The 17,914-nt window shown below is 71.8% G+C and carries 18 protein-coding genes and 1 tRNA gene; 15 read left to right on the forward strand and 4 right to left on the reverse strand.

Translation table 11 applies throughout. The features are described from left to right. Positions 1-47: 47 nt before the first annotated feature. The 3 genes from AB0M92_RS28925 to AB0M92_RS28935 form a co-directional block, all read right to left on the reverse strand. On the reverse strand, positions 48-1,022 hold the full coding sequence (locus AB0M92_RS28925; protein ID WP_366105245.1) for a DUF5926 family protein: 975 nt from the start codon (positions 1,020-1,022) through the stop codon (positions 48-50). A gap of 217 nt (positions 1,023-1,239) precedes the next feature. Next, complete coding sequence (locus tag AB0M92_RS28930) at positions 1,240-1,842, reverse strand: ATP-binding protein (protein ID WP_366105246.1); 603 nt, start codon at positions 1,840-1,842, stop codon at positions 1,240-1,242. Positions 1,843-1,927: 85 nt separating this feature from the next. After that, complete coding sequence (locus AB0M92_RS28935) at positions 1,928-2,725, reverse strand: glycerophosphodiester phosphodiesterase (RefSeq protein WP_366105247.1); 798 nt, start codon at positions 2,723-2,725, stop codon at positions 1,928-1,930. A gap of 224 nt (positions 2,726-2,949) precedes the next feature. Between AB0M92_RS28935 and AB0M92_RS28940 the strand changes: the two genes are divergently transcribed. The 6 genes from AB0M92_RS28940 to AB0M92_RS28965 all read left to right on the forward strand — a co-directional run bounded on the left by AB0M92_RS28940 (position 2,950) and on the right by AB0M92_RS28965 (position 8,404). After that, positions 2,950-4,401, forward strand: coding sequence for a trypsin-like peptidase domain-containing protein (locus tag AB0M92_RS28940; protein ID WP_366105248.1), 1,452 nt, complete (start codon positions 2,950-2,952; stop codon positions 4,399-4,401). Between the two features lie 117 nt (positions 4,402-4,518). Further along, positions 4,519-5,424 (forward strand): LysR family transcriptional regulator, encoded by a 906-nt coding sequence (locus tag AB0M92_RS28945; protein WP_366105249.1) that lies wholly within the window; start codon positions 4,519-4,521, stop codon positions 5,422-5,424. A gap of 98 nt (positions 5,425-5,522) precedes the next feature. Then, the gene (locus AB0M92_RS28950; RefSeq protein WP_366105250.1) at positions 5,523-6,077 is read left to right on the forward strand and encodes a cysteine dioxygenase family protein; all 555 of its coding nucleotides are present in this window, start codon (positions 5,523-5,525) and stop codon (positions 6,075-6,077) included. Between the two features lie 92 nt (positions 6,078-6,169). Further along, positions 6,170-7,135 carry a putative sulfate exporter family transporter gene (locus tag AB0M92_RS28955; RefSeq protein WP_366105251.1) on the forward strand — a complete coding sequence of 322 codons (966 nt, stop codon included), beginning with the start codon at positions 6,170-6,172 and terminating at the stop codon, positions 7,133-7,135. Between the two features lie 179 nt (positions 7,136-7,314). Beyond that, complete coding sequence (locus AB0M92_RS28960) at positions 7,315-8,280, forward strand: peptidase (RefSeq protein WP_366105252.1); 966 nt, start codon at positions 7,315-7,317, stop codon at positions 8,278-8,280. 39 nt (positions 8,281-8,319) lie between these two features. Further along, positions 8,320-8,404, forward strand: a tRNA-Ser gene (locus AB0M92_RS28965). 24 nt (positions 8,405-8,428) lie between these two features. Here the strand turns inward: AB0M92_RS28965 and AB0M92_RS28970 are convergent. Further along, a complete protein-coding gene (locus AB0M92_RS28970; protein ID WP_366105253.1) occupies positions 8,429-9,022 on the reverse strand; it encodes a GNAT family N-acetyltransferase in 594 nt (197 codons plus the stop codon). 143 nt (positions 9,023-9,165) lie between these two features. Between AB0M92_RS28970 and AB0M92_RS28975 the strand changes: the two genes are divergently transcribed. From AB0M92_RS28975 to AB0M92_RS29015, 9 genes are all read left to right on the forward strand, one after another. Then, on the forward strand, positions 9,166-9,546 hold the full coding sequence (locus AB0M92_RS28975) for a DUF6344 domain-containing protein (RefSeq protein ID WP_366105254.1): 381 nt from the start codon (positions 9,166-9,168) through the stop codon (positions 9,544-9,546). Between the two features lie 598 nt (positions 9,547-10,144). Then, entirely contained in the window at positions 10,145-10,450 is a 306-nt protein-coding gene (locus AB0M92_RS28980) for a hypothetical protein (RefSeq protein WP_366105255.1), read from the forward strand. 203 nt (positions 10,451-10,653) lie between these two features. Further along, positions 10,654-11,805 carry an acyl-CoA dehydrogenase family protein gene (locus AB0M92_RS28985; protein ID WP_366105256.1) on the forward strand — a complete coding sequence of 384 codons (1,152 nt, stop codon included), beginning with the start codon at positions 10,654-10,656 and terminating at the stop codon, positions 11,803-11,805. Further along, positions 11,802-12,797 (forward strand): bifunctional MaoC family dehydratase N-terminal/OB-fold nucleic acid binding domain-containing protein, encoded by a 996-nt coding sequence (locus AB0M92_RS28990; RefSeq protein WP_366105257.1) that lies wholly within the window; start codon positions 11,802-11,804, stop codon positions 12,795-12,797. Before AB0M92_RS28985 ends, AB0M92_RS28990 begins: the two co-directional genes overlap by 4 nt. Continuing rightward, entirely contained in the window at positions 12,797-13,846 is a 1,050-nt protein-coding gene (locus tag AB0M92_RS28995) for an acyl-CoA dehydrogenase family protein (protein ID WP_366105258.1), read from the forward strand. The genes AB0M92_RS28990 and AB0M92_RS28995 overlap by 1 nt, the downstream gene beginning before the upstream one ends. Further along, positions 13,843-14,226, forward strand: coding sequence for a MaoC family dehydratase (locus tag AB0M92_RS29000; protein ID WP_366105259.1), 384 nt, complete (start codon positions 13,843-13,845; stop codon positions 14,224-14,226). The genes AB0M92_RS28995 and AB0M92_RS29000 overlap by 4 nt, the downstream gene beginning before the upstream one ends. After that, positions 14,223-15,389, forward strand: coding sequence for a lipid-transfer protein (locus tag AB0M92_RS29005; RefSeq protein ID WP_366105260.1), 1,167 nt, complete (start codon positions 14,223-14,225; stop codon positions 15,387-15,389). Before AB0M92_RS29000 ends, AB0M92_RS29005 begins: the two co-directional genes overlap by 4 nt. A gap of 168 nt (positions 15,390-15,557) precedes the next feature. Further along, on the forward strand, positions 15,558-16,091 hold the full coding sequence (locus AB0M92_RS29010) for a SigE family RNA polymerase sigma factor (protein ID WP_366105261.1): 534 nt from the start codon (positions 15,558-15,560) through the stop codon (positions 16,089-16,091). Between the two features lie 161 nt (positions 16,092-16,252). Continuing rightward, positions 16,253-17,914 (forward strand): long-chain fatty acid--CoA ligase, encoded by a 1,662-nt coding sequence (locus tag AB0M92_RS29015; protein ID WP_366105262.1) that lies wholly within the window; start codon positions 16,253-16,255, stop codon positions 17,912-17,914.

A 17,914-nucleotide genomic window follows, 5' to 3' on the forward strand; every position in this document is an offset into this window, starting at 1 on the left:
TAGCGGGAGTTGTGACCCCAGTCACCGGTCCTGAGGGTGCTCGGAGGTCAGCTCAGCGTGACCTGGCGGTTGGTGAGCCCGCCGCGCGACCGGCGCTCGTCGGCGGTCAGCGGGGCGTCCGAGGCCAGGGCCGTGGCAAGCCGCTCCGCGAACTCCGCCGCGGGCTTCTCCACGTCGTCGGCGCTCACTCCGGTCGGCAGGTCCCAGACGGGGACCACGAGACCGTGCGCCCGGAAGGAACCGACCAGTCGGGTGCCTTCGCCGAGCGAGGAGGTGCCGGCGGCGTGCAGCCGCGCGAGGGCGTCGAGCAGCTTCTCCTCGGGGTGCGGCATGACCCAGCGCAGGTGGTTCTTGTCCGGTGTCTCGCACCAGTAGGCCGCGTCGACGCCGGCCAGCTTGACCGTCGGGATGGCGGCGGCGTTGGCGCGTTCGAGGGAGGCGGCGATCTCCGGGGAGGCGCTCTGGGCGCTCTCCGCATCCGGAATCCAGAATTCGAACCCGCTGTGCACAACCGGCTCGAAAACGCCGTCCGTGTCCAGGAGATCCTGAAGTCGGGGACCCTCGGCGGGAACGCGGCGGGCCGCCACCGGGGTGCCCGGTTCCGCGGTGAGCGCGCGCTCCAGGGTGTCGGCCATGTCCCGGGCGAGGTCCCCGGTGGTCGAGTCGTTCTGGAGGCCGAGCAGGACGGAGCCGTCCTCGCGGCGCAGCGCCGGCCAGGCCATGGGCAGTACGGTCACCAGCGTGACGGACGGGACGCCCTCGGGCAGACCGCCCTTGAGCGTGAGGGGGATGGTCGCCGCGGGCACGAGCTCGCGCAGCGCCACCCAGTCGCACTCGCCGGGCAGGCCCTCGAAGGGGCGCGCCACGTGCTCGGTGACGGCGTGCGCTGCGGCTGCGCCGTGGCAGGCCTTGTAACGGCGCCCGGATCCGCAGGGGCAGGGCTCGCGTGCGCCCACCACCGGGATCTCCCCGTTCTTGAGCTGCGGCTTTGCAGTCTTCGCTGCGGGGCGCTTCTTGGCCATCGTGGGTGTCTCCCGGTTGCGGCGGTACGGCGTTGTGTCTGGGCGCGAGCCTAGCCGTTCGTACCGCCACAACCGGGAGGGTGCGGCCGGGAGCACGGTCGGCGTGCGCTCCCGGCGGCCGCTCGTTCGGACGGCCGGTGTTGCGGGTCCTGCTTGCAGCTGCCGCGGCGGCGGATCGGGTTCGGGATCCGGGTCGGGGATCCGAGCCGTGATCCCGTCACGGATGGAGATCGTCGAAGGCGCTGCTGAAGTCGATCGCCGGGGGCGCAACGCGCGTAGCGAAATCCTCGTGCCGGGCCCCGCACGCAACGGTCACCCATACGGTGACCTCGCCCGCCGCTCCGTCCCGGACACCCCAGTCCTGGGCGAGGGCGCTGATGATGTTCAGCCCCCGGCCGCCGCGCGCGGTGACCGATGGCGTGGCCGGAACCGGGCGGGTGGGACCGCCTCCGTCCGTGACCTCGACCGTCAGACGCCCCGCCTTGTCGATGCGCCACGCGGCGCGTATCTCCCCGTCCCCGATCGCACCGGCGCCCAGCGGTCTGCCGTGCCGGCAGGCGTTGCTGAGCAGTTCGGAAAGGATCAGTACGGCATCGTCCACGACCGATTCGGACACTCCGCTCATGCGCAATTGCTCACGCATGCGGCGCCTCGCCTCACCCACGCCCGCAGGACCATGGCATACGTCCATGCACGAAGACGTGGGCACTTCCTGTGCCACCACCAACGCCACCCCCGGAACCTCCTTAGCCCCACGCCATGGTCTGGATGCCCCAATGGCCTGGACCGGAAACCGGTCAAGCGGAGACCCCTGACGCATTCACGACGGACGATTGCGGAGCGGATGCGCCGGTGCACACCCTGTCACGTACGTGACGCGCGAGACGGGTGGGCAAAACGGGACGTCAGCGCCCCAGCTGTGACAGAACTTGTCGCGGCCTGTTCGTGATGATCGCTTCCACACCCAGATCAGCGCAGAGCTGAACGTCTTCCGCCTCGTTCACGGTCCATACGTGCACGGAATGGCCCGCGCTCTGGAGCTTGCGGATGAATCCGGGGTGGTTGCGCACGATCCGCATCCCCGGACCCGCGATCCGCACCCCGGCCGGCAGCCGCCCGTCGCGCATCCGGGGCGAGATGAACTGCATCAGGTACACGGTCGGGACCGTGGGCGCGGACGCCCGCACCCGGTGCAGGGAGCGCGCGGAGAAGCTCATGACGCGAATCGGGTGCGGCCCCTCGGCGGGCGGCGCGTCCAGCCCGAACCGCTTGAGGAGGAAGAGGAGGCGCTCCTCCACCTGTCCGGCCCAGCGGGTCGGGTGCTTCGTCTCGATGGCGAGCTGCACCGGCCGGCCGGCGTCCGAGACCAGTTCCAGCAGGCGCTCCAGCGTGAGCACGGAGGTGCGCTCGGGGTCGGCGTCCCAGTCGGGGGACTCCTCGCGGTCCTTCCACGAACCGAAGTCGAGGGCGGCGAGATCGGCCAGCTCAAGGGCGGAGACGGCGCCGCGGCCGTTGGAGGTGCGGTTGACCCGGCGGTCGTGGACGAGGACCAGATGGCCGTCGGCGGTGAGGCGGACATCGCATTCGAGGGCGTCGGCGCCGTACTCGATGGCCTTGCGGTAGGCGGCCAGGGTGTGTTCGGGGGCGTCCTCCGAGGCGCCGCGATGGGCGACGACCTGGATGGGCGGCAGTGCGTGGGTCACCGGGTCATGGTGCCACCGGTACGGCCCCGGATGTCGGGCTCCGCCGTGCGGATGTGCCCGGAATGCCGGATATAAAGGATGGGGAAGACGCACAGGTCCGGCTTACAGTGCTCTGACGGGTCATGGGGAAGGCTTTTCCCAGGAACTTGTGCGGCACGTCGAACGTTCGGCCGGGCCGAATCGCCAGTTTTTCTGAAGCCGTGTGTGACGAGGAGAAGAGCGCTGTGAGCACCGAGAACGAGGGCACCGCGGCCCCGACGCCCCCCGCGGCCCCGTCCACACCCCCGGTGGCCGCTCCTGCCCCCGAGACGCCCGCCCCCGGTACGGAGCCGACCCAGCAGATCCCGCCGACCCCGGCGGGCCCCGCGGGCCCGGCACCGGCGCAGGCCCCCGCCTACGCCCAGGCCCCGGCGCCGCAGGCGCCGGCCGCGTACGGCGACGAGGGCTGGCCGCCCCCGCCGCCCGCGGTTCCGGCGTACGGCTCGGCCGGCGGCCATGACGGCGGCGGCACCTGGGGCGCGCCCCCGACCGCCGACGGCATGCCGCCCGCCAAGCCGAAGGGCAAGGGCGGCCTGGTCGCGGCCGTGCTGGTGGCGGCCCTCCTCGCCGGCGGCGTCGGCGGAGGCATCGGCTTCTGGGCCGCCGAGCGCAGCGAGAAGGGCGTCGGCTCGACCACCACGGTCGCCGCGAGCAGCACCCCCAAGGACCTCAAGCGGGAGGCCGGCTCGATCGCGGGCCTGGCCGCGGGCGCGCTGCCCAGCGTCGTCACCATCGAGGCCTCGGCCGGCGACGGCGAGGGCGGCACCGGCACCGGCTTCGTCTACGACCAGCAGGGCCACATCCTCACCAACAACCACGTGGTGGCCTCCGCCGCGAACGGTGGCAAGCTCTCCGCGACCTTCTCCGACGGCAAGAAGTACGAGGCAGAGGTCATCGGCCGGGCGCAGGGCTACGACGTGGCCGTGCTCAAGCTCAAGAACCCGCCGTCCGGCCTCAAGCCGCTGCCGCTCGGCGACTCCGACAAGGTCGCGGTCGGCGACTCGACCATCGCGATCGGCGCCCCCTTCGGCCTTTCCAACACGGTCACCACCGGCATCGTCAGCGCCAAGAACCGCCCGGTGGCCTCCGGGGACGGCTCCAGCGGCAAGAACTCGTACATGAGCGCCCTCCAGACGGACGCCTCGATCAACCCCGGCAACTCGGGCGGCCCGCTGCTCGACGGGCGCGGAGCGGTCATCGGCATCAACTCCGCCATCCAGTCGGCCGGCAACGGCGGCTTCGGCGGCGGTCAGGCCGGCTCCATCGGCCTCGGCTTCGCGATCCCGATCAACCAGGCGAAGAACGTCGCCGAGTCCCTGATCAAGACCGGCAAGCCGGTCTACCCGATCCTCTCGGTCTCCGTGGACCTCCAGTCCAAGACCGACGGCGCCAAGATCTCCGAGCAGGGCGCCGCCGCCAACGACCTGGTCGACCCGAACGGTCCTGCCGGCAAGGCGGGCCTGAAGCCCGGCGACGTCATCACCCGGTTCGGCGACAAGCCGATCGACAGCGGCCCGACCCTCATCAGCGAGATCTGGACGCACAAGCCGGGCGACGTGGTGAAGCTGACCTACCTGCGCGACGGCAAGCCGAACACCGTCGACATCACCCTCGGCTCGCGGGTCGGCGACAAGTAGCGGGGGCCGACGGCCGACCCGGTACCTGACGGACCGGGACCACCGGTCGGCTCGATGGGGAGGGGCCGTGGGCGAATCCGCCTACGGCCCCTCCCAACGTCCGCTTATGCTTCCCTTGTGTTCGATTCGCGGCACATACGCACCTTCCACGAAGTGGTCGCCTCCGGGTCGTACTCGGCGGCCGCCCGTGCCCTGGGGTATACCCAGCCCGCGATAACCCAGCAGATGAAGGCGCTCGAACGCGCCGTCGGCACCCCGCTCTTCACCCGGGTCGGCCGCAAGATGCAGCTCACCGAGGCCGGCGAGTCCATGGCCCGGCACGCCGAGTCCATCCTCGGCAGCCTCTCCGCCGCCGAGGCACAGCTCAAGGCGTACGCGCGCCTGCGCACCGGACGGGTCCGGCTCTGCGGCTTCCCGAGCGCCAACGTCACCCTGGTCCCCGAGGCCCTGAGCGATCTGGCCAAGGACCATCCGGGAATCCAGGTCGAGCTGTTGGAGGGGGAGCCCCCGGAGTCGCTGCGCCGCCTGGAGCGCGGGGAGTGCGACATCACCCTGGCCTTCACCTATCCCGGGCTGCACGAGGAGATACCGGACGAGGTCGCCGAGGTCAGGCTCCTGGAGGACCAGCTGACGGTGCTGCTCCCGACCGGGCACCCGCTGGCGCGGCGCCGGGCCGTGCACCTGGCCGACCTCGCGGAGGAGCGGTGGATCGCCGGCTGCCCGCGCTGCCGGGCGAACCTGCTGCACGAGTGCGCCGAGCTGGGCTTCGTACCCGACATCCGGTTCGCCACCGACGACAATCTGGTCGTGCAGAGCATGGTCGGACAAGGACTCGGCGTCGCGATGATGCCCGCGCTCGTACTGCCTTCCCTCTCCCTGAACAAGGTGTGCGGGCGGCCGCTGCAGCCCGCCGCGCGCCGGCACATCGCCGCGTACGTCTACCGCGACCACCTGCGCATCCCGGCGACCGCCGTGGTCCTCGACGCGCTCAAGCAGGTGGCCGCGAACCGTGTGGGCTGCTGACCGCCGGCTGCACCTCACTTGAATTCATAAGCGCTACTTGGGATTTCAGGTGAGAACTGTCGTTGGACGTGATGGATCGGCTGTCCGACGCTGCGTTCATGACCACCACTACGCCGGCCCGTACGACCGCGAGGATGGCCGCCCTCGTCAGTGAGATCCGCACGGTCGTGGACCGGGGGCTGGCCCCGGACCTGACCGCCTACCTCGTCGGCGAGCGCGTCGCCCCGCACCTGGGCACACCCGACCTGCTCACGCCCGAGCAGCGGGCGGGGGACCCCGACCGGTACCGGCAGCACGTCCTGCACGCCGAGCCCGACGGCAGCTTCTCGGTGGTCGCGCTGGTGTGGCTGCCCGGTCAGGAGACCTCCATCCACGACCACGTCTCCTGGTGCGTGGCCGGGGTGCACGAGGGCGAGGAGAGCGAGCTCCGCTACCGGCTCGCCCCCGCGACCGGTGACGCCTGTGCCCGGCTGGTGGCGACCGAGCACGTGGTCAACGGCCCCGGCGACGTCTGCGGATTCGCCCCGCCCGGGGATATCCACAAGGTCTACAACTCCTGTCGCACCACGGCGATATCCCTGCACGTCTACGGAGCCGATGTCATCCGCCTGGGCAGCAGTGTCCGCCGCGTCTACACGCTCCCCACCGACTGATGGCCCTGCTGAACCGCCCGGTCCGCGGGGCGGAGACCGAGAGGGCCGAGCCTGTTTCACGTGAAACATCCTCGTCCTGGCCGGGGTTGGGGATGGCGGTCGCCGGAGTGCTGGTGGCCTGGTGCGTACACCGGCTGGTGCCCGTGGTGCCCATGCTGACCGCGTCGGTCGTGCTCGGCATCGCGGTGGCCCACCTTCCGGGCGTACGGGGCCTCGTACGGGGCGCGGGCCGCCCGGGGCTCTCACTGGCCGGGCGGAGGCTGATGCGGATCGGCATCGTCCTTCTGGGCCTCGGCCTCGGCCTGGACCAGGTGCTCCGGCTGGGCTGGGCCACGGTGGCGATGGTGGCCGCGGTCGTCGCCGCCACCTTCTTCGGCACGCTCTGGCTGGGCCGAAGGCTCGGGCTGCCGGGAGACCAGCCCCTGCTGATCGCCACGGGGTACTCGATCTGCGGGGCCTCGGCCATCGGCGCCGTGAGCCAGGTGTCGGGCAGCGACGAGGAGGACGTGGCCTCCTCGGTGGCGCTGGTGACCCTTTGCGGAACCCTGGCGATCGCGGTCCTCCCGCTCCTCCAGGGTCCGTTGGGGCTCTCGGACCCGGCCTTCGGGCGCTGGGTCGGCGCGAGCGTCCACGACGTCGGCCAGGTGGTGGCCACCGCCCAGACCGCCGGGCCGGGTGCGCTCGGCGAGGCCGTCCTGGTCAAGCTGATGCGAGTGGCCCTGCTGGCGCCGCTGGTGGCGGCGGTGGCCTTCTCCGTACGGGCGCGGCGCCAAGGCGTGCGGATGCCTTCGGGGCGCCGCCCGGCACCGGTCCCGCTGTTCGTGGCCGGGTTCCTGGCCGCTGCCGCGCTGCGCGCCACCGGGTTGCTGCCCGAGGCGGCACTGGACTGGGCGCACACCGCACAGGAGCTCCTGCTGGCGGCGGCCCTGTTCGGGCTGGGCAGCGCGGTGGACCTCCCCCGGCTCGCCCGGACCGGCGGGCGGGCCGCGGTACTGGGGCTCGCGGCCTGGCTGGTGGTGGCGGGGGTCTCGTACGCGGGCGTGCTGTTGACGATGTGAGCGCAGGGCATGGCCACGGACAGGAGTTGGCCAATTCCTGGCCGGAACCGACCGAACGTTCCGACCGTCTCCTGACTTCTTGCGCCGCGCGTGCGAACCTGCGGCCGATCCGCACCGACAGCTCTTCACCCCCACCCTGCCCGTTCCGACGGGACCGGGCACGGCAGAAGGAGTCCTGCGTGAATCGTCATCGCACGGCAGCATCGGTCCTCATGGCGGCGGGTGCCCTGATCGCGGGCGCGCTGACGGCGGCCGCCCCCTCGGCCGCGGCCGATTCCCCGGCCTCGTTCAAGCAGCAGCACACCCAGGGTTTCTGGAGCGCCGAGCGGATGCGCGGCGCCACCCCGCTGGACGTGACGGCAGCGCCGGGGACCGGACGGGCGCCGGTCGCGGCCACCGCCACCGCCGCGCCCACGGCGATCGCCCCGACGGCGGCTTCCGCCGCGGCGGCCTCTGTGGCGTCGTTCCCGCAGGCGGGCGGCGCGTGGACGGGCGGCGGAGCGGTGGTCAAGACCTCGGGCCGGGTCTTCTTCACCTTCGGTGACCGCACCGCGTCCTGCTCCGGTGACTCGATCACCAGCGCCAACGGCAGCACGGTCATCACCGCCGGCCACTGCGTGAAGTACCAGGGCACCTGGCACACCAACTGGATCTTCGTTCCCGGGTACGAGAACGGGAACGCGCCCTACGGCCAGTGGTCGGCCACCAAGACCTTCGCGACCGACCAGTGGGCCGCCAGCGAGGACATGAACATGGACGTCGGCCTCGCCGTCGTCGCCCCGCTGAACGGCCAGAAGCTCAGCCAGGTCGTCGGCGCCCAGGGGATCCTGTTCAACGGCGGCTACAACAAGAAGATGTACTCGTTCGGGTTCCCGGCGGCCGCGCCGTACGACGGCACCAAGCTGGTCTACTGCAGCGGGAACAGCGGCAAGGACTTCCTGCTGACCAAGGACCACGGCCTGGGCTGCAACATGACCGGCGGCTCCAGCGGCGGCCCCTGGTTCCAGGACTTCAACGAGGCCACGGGCCTGGGCACCCAGGTGTCGGTGAACAGCTTCGGCTATACCTTCCTGCCGAACCGGATGTTCGGCCCGTACTTCGGCAACGAGGCGAAGGCCGCCTACGACAAGGCCCAGAATTCCTGACCCGGCCGCCCCCCGCCTGCCGGTACTCTGTACCGGCCAGGTGGGTTGCCCGAGCGGCCTAAGGGAACGGTCTTGAAAACCGTCGTGGCGCGAGTCACCGTGGGTTCAAATCCCACACCCACCGCTTGCAGGTCAGGGAAGTAGCGGTTCAGAGGGCGGGTCCCCCGATTCGGGGGACCCGCCCTCTCTGCTCGGCGCCGGTGTTCGGGCCGTGGCGCCTCGCCGATCCGAGGGGCTGGGCGAGCACCGCCCGCCAGTCGTTGCTCGTGTGCCACTGGCCCGGCGGGTACTCGAACTCGGTCTCGCCGAGCAGCGCGAAGCCCGCCTTGCGGCAGACGGCGTTGGACGCCCCGTGGGCGACGGACGGGAAGGCGTGGAGGTGTCGGCGCGTCCCGTGCGCCGCGGCGTGGGCGATGACCGCGCCGGCCGCCTCCGCGGCGAGGCCGCGGCCCTGGAACTCGGGGAGGATGCCCCACCCGGTCTCGTAGACCTCCTCGTCCTTCCACACGCGCTCCCAGAAGGCGATCGTGCCCACGCTCTCGCCCCCGGTGACGATCCGGAACACCCGTCCGGCCCCCGGCTCGCGGGCGCTCAGCGCCAGATACCGCCGATGGCGGTCTCTGAGCTTGGCCTCGGTCTCCGGGCCGCCGAGGTGTTCCGTCATGACGGGCTCGTTCTTGCGCAGCAGAAGCCAGAAGTCGTCTTCTGCCCAGGGCACGAGCCGGAGAGGGGAAGCGTCCATGCCGTCACGGTAGGCGCTGGGCCTTCCGAGTGGTGTTTGTCGGAAGATCGGCGCGCGTGGTGGGGGTGCTGCGGTTGCGGTCACATCATGACGAATGTATGCAGATCCGCCCGTCGGAACATCGCGAAACGAAGGACCTCGTCATGGCTCACCGCATCACCGTCACGTCGATCTGGACCGCAGTCGTCGCCGTCGTGGTCGCGCTCCTCGCCTCCCTCGGGTTCGGCGCCAAGGTCGCGCCGGCCGCCGCCACCGATGCCTGCGCTCCTGTTCCTCCTGTTCCTTCCCGCCGTGCGGCGGCCGCCGCACGCCGGCCGGTCCGTCCGATGGGGCGGCGGAGCTGGCGGGCGATGATGCGGGGCGGTTCGCTCCCGCCGACCATCAAGCAGCGGATCCGTGCCGAGGCACACGGCAAGGCCCCGTCCGTCCGCCGCTCGACCACCGCCGCCGCGTCCGCCGCCGCCGCATCCATGGCCGGGGCCGGCTCCGGGGCCGGCCGTGACGGGCTCGACCTGGTCGCGTAGCGCCCGTACGAACGGCAGCGGCAACGGCAACGGCAGCGGCAACGGCAGCGGCAACGGCCGCGGCAACGGCCGCGAGGCAGCAGAGCAGCGCGCACTGCGCAGTGGTACGCGCAGCAGACAGTCCAGAGCGGTAACGGCAGCAGCAGGCGCTGGAGCCCGGTCGGCAGGTCGCGGCCGCGGATCGCGCCGGTGGTGTGCCCCGGAGTGGGGGCACGGTGGGATGGCCCCGGCGGGTGCCGGGGGCGTGCAGGGGGCGTGAAGCCCGGCATTGCAGGGCCGCAGGCCCGGGAGACGGTGGGGTTCCCGGACGGAGCGGCCCTTTTCGGCATGCCCGGCGCACATGAGTTTGAGGAAAGGTTTCAGCCCAGTTCCGGCGGTGGTTTCAGCGTCCTCCACTGCGCTGACCTGGGGCGTTGGGGTGCGAATGGGGTTTATCCGATGTTGCTCATACTTGCGGGGGAATCGTGGGCTCCGGGCTGGTTCGCCGGGGATTCGGTGGGCAACTCTGGTCTCGCGGCGTCGTCACCACGCAACGACCGGGGCGGTCGGCCAACTGCCTTGGAGCAAGCCCCACTTCGCTTTTCTGGAGGATCCACACATGGCAAGCATCCGTACCGCCCGCGTCATCGCCACCGTCGCCGCCCTCCCCCTCGCCGTTTGCCTCTTCGGCGGCGTGGCCTCGGCCGACAACGGCTCCCTCGCGAACGACGGATCGAATGCGAGCGCCGCCGGCATCATCGGCAGCGGTGTCGGCGGGAACAACAGCGGCAACTCGTCCACCTCGCAGCAGGTGGCCACCGGCTCCGGTGCGTCCAACCAGAACAACACCGCGCAGGTCAACGGCTCGGCCTTCACGGCGATCCAGCAGGGCAACGTCGCGGTCAACTTCCACCCCTGGTGGTAGACGCTCCCCGAGTCCTCTGAGTTTTTGAGGGCGCCCGCGCCACCGGACCGGCTGGGGTCCGGTGGGGCGGGCGCCCTCGCGCATTCGCGCCCGCGCGCATCGAGCGGGCACGGCTCTTCCGGGCCCTCCCGACCTTGACATCCACAGGGAATCTGACGGACAGTCAGGTTCCCTCGATGATGTGATGCCGGGAGGCCAGCGCCGTGCACCTCGCCCCGACCGAAGGCCAGTTGCGGCTCCGAGCCGAACTGCGGGACTACTTCCACGATCTGCTGCCGGACGGGCCCCCCGAGGACCCCGCCGCGCAGCGCGCGCTGCTGCGCCGCATCGGCGCCGACGGGCTGCTCGGCCTCGGCTGGCCCGTCGAGTACGGCGGCCAAGGGCGCGGTCCCGAGGAGCAGTTCGTCTTCTTCGACGAGGCGTACCGGGCCGGTGCCCCCGTCTCCATGGTCACCCTGAACACCGTCGGCCCGACCCTGATGAAGTACGGGACCCCGGAGCAGAAGGAATACTTCCTCCCGCGGATCCTCGGCGGCGAACTCGTCTTCGCCATCGGCTACTCGGAGCCCGGGGCGGGCACCGACCTGGCCTCGCTGCGCACCCGTGCCGTACGCGACGGAGCGGACTGGGTCGTCGACGGGCAGAAGATCTTCACGTCCAACGCCCAGAACGCCGACTGGATCTGGCTCGCCTGCCGCACCGATCCCGGGGCCCCCAAGCACAAGGGCATCTCGATCATCCTGGTGCCCACCGAAGCCCCCGGCTTCGCGTGGACCCCGATCGACACCGTCGGCGGCCTCACGACCACGTCCACGTACTACGACGGGCTCCGCGTCCCCGCCGGCAACCTCGTCGGCCCCGAGCACGGCGGCTGGGGGCTGATCACCAACCAACTCAACCACGAGCGCGTGGCCCTCGCCGCCATCGGCATGCAGGCCGAGGACTTCTACGCGAGCGCGCTGCGCCACGCCCGCACCCCCGACCCGGTCACCGGTGAACGCCCCGCCGACCGGCCCTGGGTGCAGTCCCGGCTCGCCGAGGCACATGCCCGGCTGGCCGCCGTACGCCTCCTCAACTGGCGCCTCGTCCAGGACGTGGGCGGAGGAACCCTGGCCCCCGGCGACGCCAGCGGGGTGAAGTTCCTCGGCACCGAGTCCACCGTCGAGGTGTACCGGATGTGCCAGGAGGTGGTGGGCGAGGAGGCGCTCGTGCGGGGACCCGCCGCCTTCGCGGGCGGAGAGCTGGAGCGGATGAACCGGGCCGCGCAGATCAACACCTTCGGCGGCGGGGTCAGCGAGGTCCAGCGGGAGATCGTCGCCATGATGCGGCTCGGCATGAAGGGAAGGAAGCGATGACCGCCACGGCGGACCAGGCAGCGGGTGCGGGTGCGGACGCGGGAGCGGGTGCCGGAGGGGGAGCGGGAGCGGGAGCGGGTGGGGGCGCCGAGGAGGCCGCGCGGTTCCACGCCCTGCTCCAGGCCTTCGAAGGCCGGCCCGCCGCCACCGCGGGCCGGGGGAAGGACCCCGTCAACCAGCCGATGATCCGCCACTGGTGCGAGGCGATGGGCGATGCCAACCCCGCCTACGGGGGCCCGGACGCCATCGCCCCGCCCACCATGCTCCAGGCCTGGACGATGGGCGGGCTCTCCGGTCACGGCGACCGCTCCTCCGCCTACGACGAGCTCCTCGCGCTGCTCGACGCCGCGGGGTGCACCTCGGTCGTGGCCACCGACTGCGAGCAGGAGTACCTGCGGCCGCTGCGCCCCGGGGACACGGTCACCTATGACGCCGTCATCGAGTCCGTGTCCCCGCGCAAGACGACCAAGCTGGGCACCGGCCACTTCGTGACCACCCGCATGGACGTCCGCGCGGACGGCGAGCTCGCCGGGACCCACCGCTTCCGGATCCTCAAGTACGCGCCCGCCGCCTCCCGCGAGAAGAAGCCCGCGGCCCGGCGCCCGCGCCCGGTGGTCAACCGCGACAACCAGGGGTTCTGGGACGGGGTCGCGGAGCACAGGCTGCTGATCCAGCGCTGCGCCGCCTGCGCGACCCTCCGATTCCCCTGGCTGCCCGGCTGCAACGCCTGCGCGAGCCTGGACTGGGACACCGTCGAGGCGTGCGGCGCCGGCACGGTGTTCAGCTACGTCGTGATGCACCATCCGCCGTTCCCCGCCTTCGACCCGCCCTACGCGGTCGCGCTCGTCGAACTCGCCGAGGGCGTCCGGATGGTCAGCAACATCACCGGAGTCCCGTACGACAAGGTCCGCATCGGGATGCCCGTGCGGCTGGAGTTCCTGCGGGTCGACGAGGACCTGGAACTGCCGGTCTTCCGGGGGAGCGAGGGCTGATGGACTTCCACCCCACCGAGGAGCAGGCCGCCGCGGCCGGTCTCGCCGCCCGGATCTTCCGTGATCTCGCCACCCACGAACGCCTCGCCGCGGCCGGCACCGGCAGCGACGCCGAGCTGTGGAAGGCCCTCACCGCCGCCGGACTGACCGCGGCCGTGGAGGAGATCGGCCTGCTCGGGCTGGTGCTGTTGCTGGAGGAGCAGGGCCGCACCACCGCGCAGGTCCCCTACGCCGCCACCTGCGCCTACGGAATCCTGCCCGTCGCCGCGCACGGCAGCGCCGAGCAGCGCGCCCGGCTGCTGCCCGCCCTGGGCTCGGGGGAGGCGGTCGCCACCGGCGCCTTCCCGGCCCGCGGTCGCATCACCGCCTCGCCGGACGGCCGGCTGACCGGGACGGCCCCCGTCGTGCCCTGGCTGCGCGATGCCACGCACGTGCTGGTCCCGGACGCCGGCCGGGCCCTGTGGCTCGTACGGACGGACGCGCCCGGCGTCGGGACGCCCGAGGTGGAGACCACCGCCCCGTGGTCGGCGGGGCGCCTCACCCTGGCCGGGGCCGAGGGCGAACGGCTCGGGGACGGTACGGCCTACGAAGAGGTCCTGGCCGCCTCCCGCACCGCCTTCGCGGGTCTCCAGGCGGGCGTGTGCGCGGGATCCCTGGCCCGCGCGGTCGAGTACACCTCCACCCGCGAGCAGTTCGGCCGGCCGCTCTCCACCAACCAGGGGGTCATGCTGCGCGCGGCCGACGCGTACATGGACACCGAGGCGATCCGGGTCACCGCGTACGAGGCGGCCTGGCGGATCGACGAGGGACTTCCCGCCCGCGAGCACGCCCTGACCGCGGCCTGGTGGGCCTCCGAGGCCGGCAAGCGCGTCGTGCACGCGGGCCAGCACCTGCACGGCGGAATGGGCGCCGACCTGGACCATCCCGTCCACCGGCACTTCCTCTGGGGGCGCCAGCTGGACGCCTACCTCGGCTGCGGCAGCGAGCTGCTGGCCGAGCTGGGCGCGCTCCTGTCCGAACACGCCGCACCCGAGGGGGACGACGCATGAACGTCGGCGACACACTGGCGCCGCTGGAGATACCGGTGACGCGCACGCTGATCGTCGCGGGCGCGATCGCCTCCCGCGACTACCAGGACGTCCACCACGACGCCTCGCTCGCGCGCGAGAAGGGCTCCCCGGACATCTTCATGAACATCCTGACCACCAACGGCCTGGTCGGCCGGTACATCACCGACCGCCTCGGGCCGGGCACGGTGCTGCGCAAGGTGGCCATCCGGCTCGGCGCCCCCAACTACCCCGGCGACACGATGGTCCTGACCGGCACGGTGGCCGCCGTCGACGGGGACCGGGTGGAGATCCGGGTCGTCGGCGCCAACTCCCTCGGACACCACGTCACCGGCACCGCCACGGCGGAGGTGGCGGCATGAGCGTCCTGCACCGCGACACGCTCGGTGGACGCGCCGCCATCGCCGGCATCGGCGCGACCGAGTTCTCCAAGGACTCCGGCCGCAGCGAGCTGAGGCTCGCCGTCGAAGCCGTGCAGGCCGCCCTCGACGACGCCGGGCTCACCCCCGACGACGTCGACGGCATGGTCACCTTCACCATGGACACCAGCCCCGAGATCACCGTGGCCCAGGCGGCCGGGATCGGAGACCTCTCCTTCTTCTCCCGGATCCACTACGGCGGCGGCGCGGCCTGTGCCACCGTCCAGCAGGCCGCCCTCGCCGTCGCCACCGGGATCGCGGACGTCGTGGTCTGCTACCGCGCCTTCAACGAACGCTCCGGCCGCCGCTTCGGCTCCGGCGTGCAGCAGCGCGAGCCCTCGGCGGAGGGCGCGGCGCTCGGCTGGTCGTTGCCCTGGGGCCTGCTCACCCCGGCCTCCTGGGTGGCCATGACCGCCCAGCGCTACCTGCACGCCTACAACCTGACCCCCGAGGCCTTCGGCCATGTCGCGGTCACCGACCGGCGGCACGCCGCCAACAACCCCGCCGCCTACTTCCACGGCAAGCCCATCACCCTCGCCGACCACGCCGCCTCGCGCTGGATCGTCGAACCGCTGCGGCTGCTGGACTGCTGTCAGGAGACGGACGGAGGCCAGGCGCTGATCGTCACCAGTACCGAGCGGGCCCGGGACCTGCGCCACGCGCCCGCCGTGATCACCGCGGCCGCACAGGGCGCCGGCCGCCGCCAGGAGGGCATGACCTCCTTCTACCGCGACGACCTCACCGGCCTGGCGGAGATGGACGTGGTCGCCCGTCAGCTGTGGCGGACCAGCGGACTGCGGCCCTCGGACATCGACGTCGGCATCCTCTACGACCACTTCACCCCGTTCGTCCTGATGCAGCTGGAGGAGTTCGGCTTCTGCAAGCCCGGTGAGGCCGCCGACTTCGTCGCCGCGGACGCCCTCCCGCTCAACACCCACGGCGGTCAGCTCGGGGAGGCGTACCTGCACGGCATGAACGGCATCGCCGAGGCCGTCCGCCAGCTGCGCGGCACCTCCGTGAACCAGGTGGCCGGAGCCGCCCGCGCCCTGGTCACGGCAGGGACCGGGGTACCGACGTCCGGCCTGATCCTCGGCGCCGACGGCTGAGTCCGAAGCCGCGGACCGGTCTGCGACCGGTCCTCCGGACCGCCCGGGGCCGCCCGCCTCCTCCACCTTCAGGAGGTGGGGCGGGCCCCACCCCTACAACCTGAGACGGACCCCGCTTCGGCACCTGCGGCCGATCCCAGGCTCGGTCGGCGCTTCTAGCGTGGAGCCATGACCACGCCTGTGTGCACGCTCGCCTCGAACCCGACGCCGTACCCGTCGTTCTCGGCGTACGTCCGGACCCGCGGCTCGGTCCTGTTGCGCACCGCGCGCTCGCTCACCGCCAACCCGTGCGATGCCGAGGACCTGCTCCAGACGGCCCTCGCCAAGACGTACGTCGCCTGGGACCGCATCGAGGACCACCGTGCCCTCGACGGCTATGTCCGCCGGGCCCTGGTCAACACCCGCACCTCGCAGTGGCGCAAGCGCAAGGTCGACGAGTTCGCCTGTGACGAGCTGCCGGAGCCCGAGGAGACGCCCGCGTGCGACCCGGCCGAGGCGCAGGCGCTGCGCGACGCGATGTGGCGGGCGGTGACCCGGCTTCCCGACCGGCAGCGCGCGATGGTCGTCCTGCGCTACTACGAGGACCTGAGCGAGGCGCAGACCGCCGAGCTGCTCGGGGTCTCGATCGGCACGGTCAAGAGCGCCGTCTCGCGCGCTCTGGTCAAGCTCCGTGAGGACCCGGAGCTCACCCCGGTCCGCTGAACGGGCCCGTGTTTCACGTGAAACATCGGCGTTTCACGTGAAACGTCCGCGATGAGTTGCCGTGTTTGTACTTCCGGGTAGTGACATGCCGACCGGTACGTGCGCAGAATCGGCTGCATCCGTAGCCGCCGCAGCGCCGCAGCGCTCACCGGGAGGACGCTTTGCTGAGCACCATGCAGGACGTACCGCTCCTCGTCACCCGCATACTCCAGCACGGGATGACGATCCACGGTAAATCCCAGGTCACGACCTGGACCGGGGAGGCCGAGCCGCACCGCCGCAGCTTTGCCGAGATCGGTACCCGCGCCACCCGCCTCGCCAACGCCCTGCGCGACGAACTGGGCGTCCAGCAGGACGACCGGGTGGCGACCCTGATGTGGAACAACGCGGAGCACGTCGAGGCGTACTTCGCGATCCCCTCCATGGGCGCCGTACTCCACACCCTCAACCTGCGCCTGCCTCCCGAGCAGCTGGTCTTCATCGTCAACCACGCGGTCGACCGGGTCGTGCTGGTCAACGGGACCCTGCTGCCGCTGCTGGTCCCGCTGCTGCCGCACCTGCCGACCGTCGAGCACGTGGTCGTCTCCGGCATCGGCGACCGCTCCGGTCTCGAAGCCCTCGCGCAGGAGCGCGGCCTGCGCGTCCACGACTACGAGGAGCTGATCGCGGACCGCGCGACCTCGTACGACTGGCCGGAGCTGGACGAGCGCCAGGCCGCCGCCATGTGCTACACCTCCGGCACCACCGGTGACCCCAAGGGCGTCGTCTACTCCCACCGCTCCATCTACCTGCACTCCATGCAGGTCAACATGGCCGAGTCGATGGGGTTGACCGACAAGGACACCAGCCTCGTCGTGGTCCCGCAGTTCCACGTCAACGCCTGGGGCCTGCCGCACGCGGTGTTCATGACCGGCATCAACCTGCTGATGCCGGACCGGTTCCTCCAGCCCGCCCCGCTCGCCGAGATGATCGAGCGGGAGAAGCCCACGCACGCCGCGGCCGTCCCCACCATCTGGCAGGGGCTGCTCGCCGAGGTCACCGCCAACCCGCGCGACCTGACCTCGATGAAGCAGGTCACCATCGGCGGCGCGGCCTGTCCGCCCTCCCTGATGGAGGCCTACGACAAGCTCGGCGTCCGCCTCTGCCACGCCTGGGGCATGACCGAGACCTCCCCGCTGGGCACCATGGCGCACCCGCCGGCCGGCCTGAGCGCCGAGGAGCAGTGGCCGTACCGGATCACCCAGGGCCGTTTCCCGGCGGGCGTAGAACCCCGCCTGGTGGGCCCCGGGGGCGACATCCTGCCCTGGGACGGAGAGTCGGCGGGCGAGCTCGAAGTACGCGGCACCTGGATCGCGGGCTCGTACTACGGCGGAGCGGCCGGCGAACCGCTGCGTCCCGAGGACAAGTTCAGCGCGGACGGCTGGCTCAAGACCGGAGACGTCGGCGTGATCAGCCCCGACGGGTTCCTCACGCTGACCGACCGCGCCAAGGACGTCATCAAGTCCGGCGGCGAGTGGATCTCCAGCGTGGAGCTGGAGAACGCGCTGATGGCGCACCCCGAGGTCGCCGAGGCGGCGGTCGTCGCCGTCCCGGACGACAAGTGGGGCGAGCGCCCGCTGGCCACCGTCGTCCTCAAGGAGGGCGCGAGCGTGGACTACGCGGAGCTGCACGTCTTCCTCGGCCAGTCCATCGCCAAGTGGCAGCTGCCCGAGCGCTGGACGACCGTCGAGGCCGTCCCGAAGACCAGCGTCGGCAAGTTCGACAAGAAGGTCATCCGGAGGCAGTACGCGGACGGCGAGCTGGAAGTCACCAAGCTGGACTGA

Source organism: Streptomyces sp. NPDC051582 (genome assembly GCF_040681715.1).
Taxonomy (GTDB): Bacteria; Actinomycetota; Actinomycetes; order Streptomycetales; family Streptomycetaceae; genus Streptomyces.

Coding starts and splice junctions, on each gene's coding strand:
- AB0M92_RS28925 (WP_366105245.1), bottom strand. CDS start 1,022: ATGGCCAAGAAGCGCCCCGCAGCGAAGACTGCAAAGCCGCAGCTCAAG.
- AB0M92_RS28930 (WP_366105246.1), bottom strand. CDS start 1,842: ATGCGTCAGGGGTCTCCGCTTGACCGGTTTCCGGTCCAGGCCATTGGG.
- AB0M92_RS28950 (WP_366105250.1), top strand. CDS start 5,523: ATGACCACCACTACGCCGGCCCGTACGACCGCGAGGATGGCCGCCCTC.
- AB0M92_RS28955 (WP_366105251.1), top strand. CDS start 6,170: ATGGCGGTCGCCGGAGTGCTGGTGGCCTGGTGCGTACACCGGCTGGTG.
- AB0M92_RS28970 (WP_366105253.1), bottom strand. CDS start 9,022: ATGGACGCTTCCCCTCTCCGGCTCGTGCCCTGGGCAGAAGACGACTTC.
- AB0M92_RS28975 (WP_366105254.1), top strand. CDS start 9,166: ATGGCTCACCGCATCACCGTCACGTCGATCTGGACCGCAGTCGTCGCC.
- AB0M92_RS28980 (WP_366105255.1), top strand. CDS start 10,145: ATGGCAAGCATCCGTACCGCCCGCGTCATCGCCACCGTCGCCGCCCTC.
- AB0M92_RS28990 (WP_366105257.1), top strand. CDS start 11,802: ATGACCGCCACGGCGGACCAGGCAGCGGGTGCGGGTGCGGACGCGGGA.
- AB0M92_RS28995 (WP_366105258.1), top strand. CDS start 12,797: ATGGACTTCCACCCCACCGAGGAGCAGGCCGCCGCGGCCGGTCTCGCC.
- AB0M92_RS29000 (WP_366105259.1), top strand. CDS start 13,843: ATGAACGTCGGCGACACACTGGCGCCGCTGGAGATACCGGTGACGCGC.
- AB0M92_RS29005 (WP_366105260.1), top strand. CDS start 14,223: ATGAGCGTCCTGCACCGCGACACGCTCGGTGGACGCGCCGCCATCGCC.
- AB0M92_RS29010 (WP_366105261.1), top strand. CDS start 15,558: ATGACCACGCCTGTGTGCACGCTCGCCTCGAACCCGACGCCGTACCCG.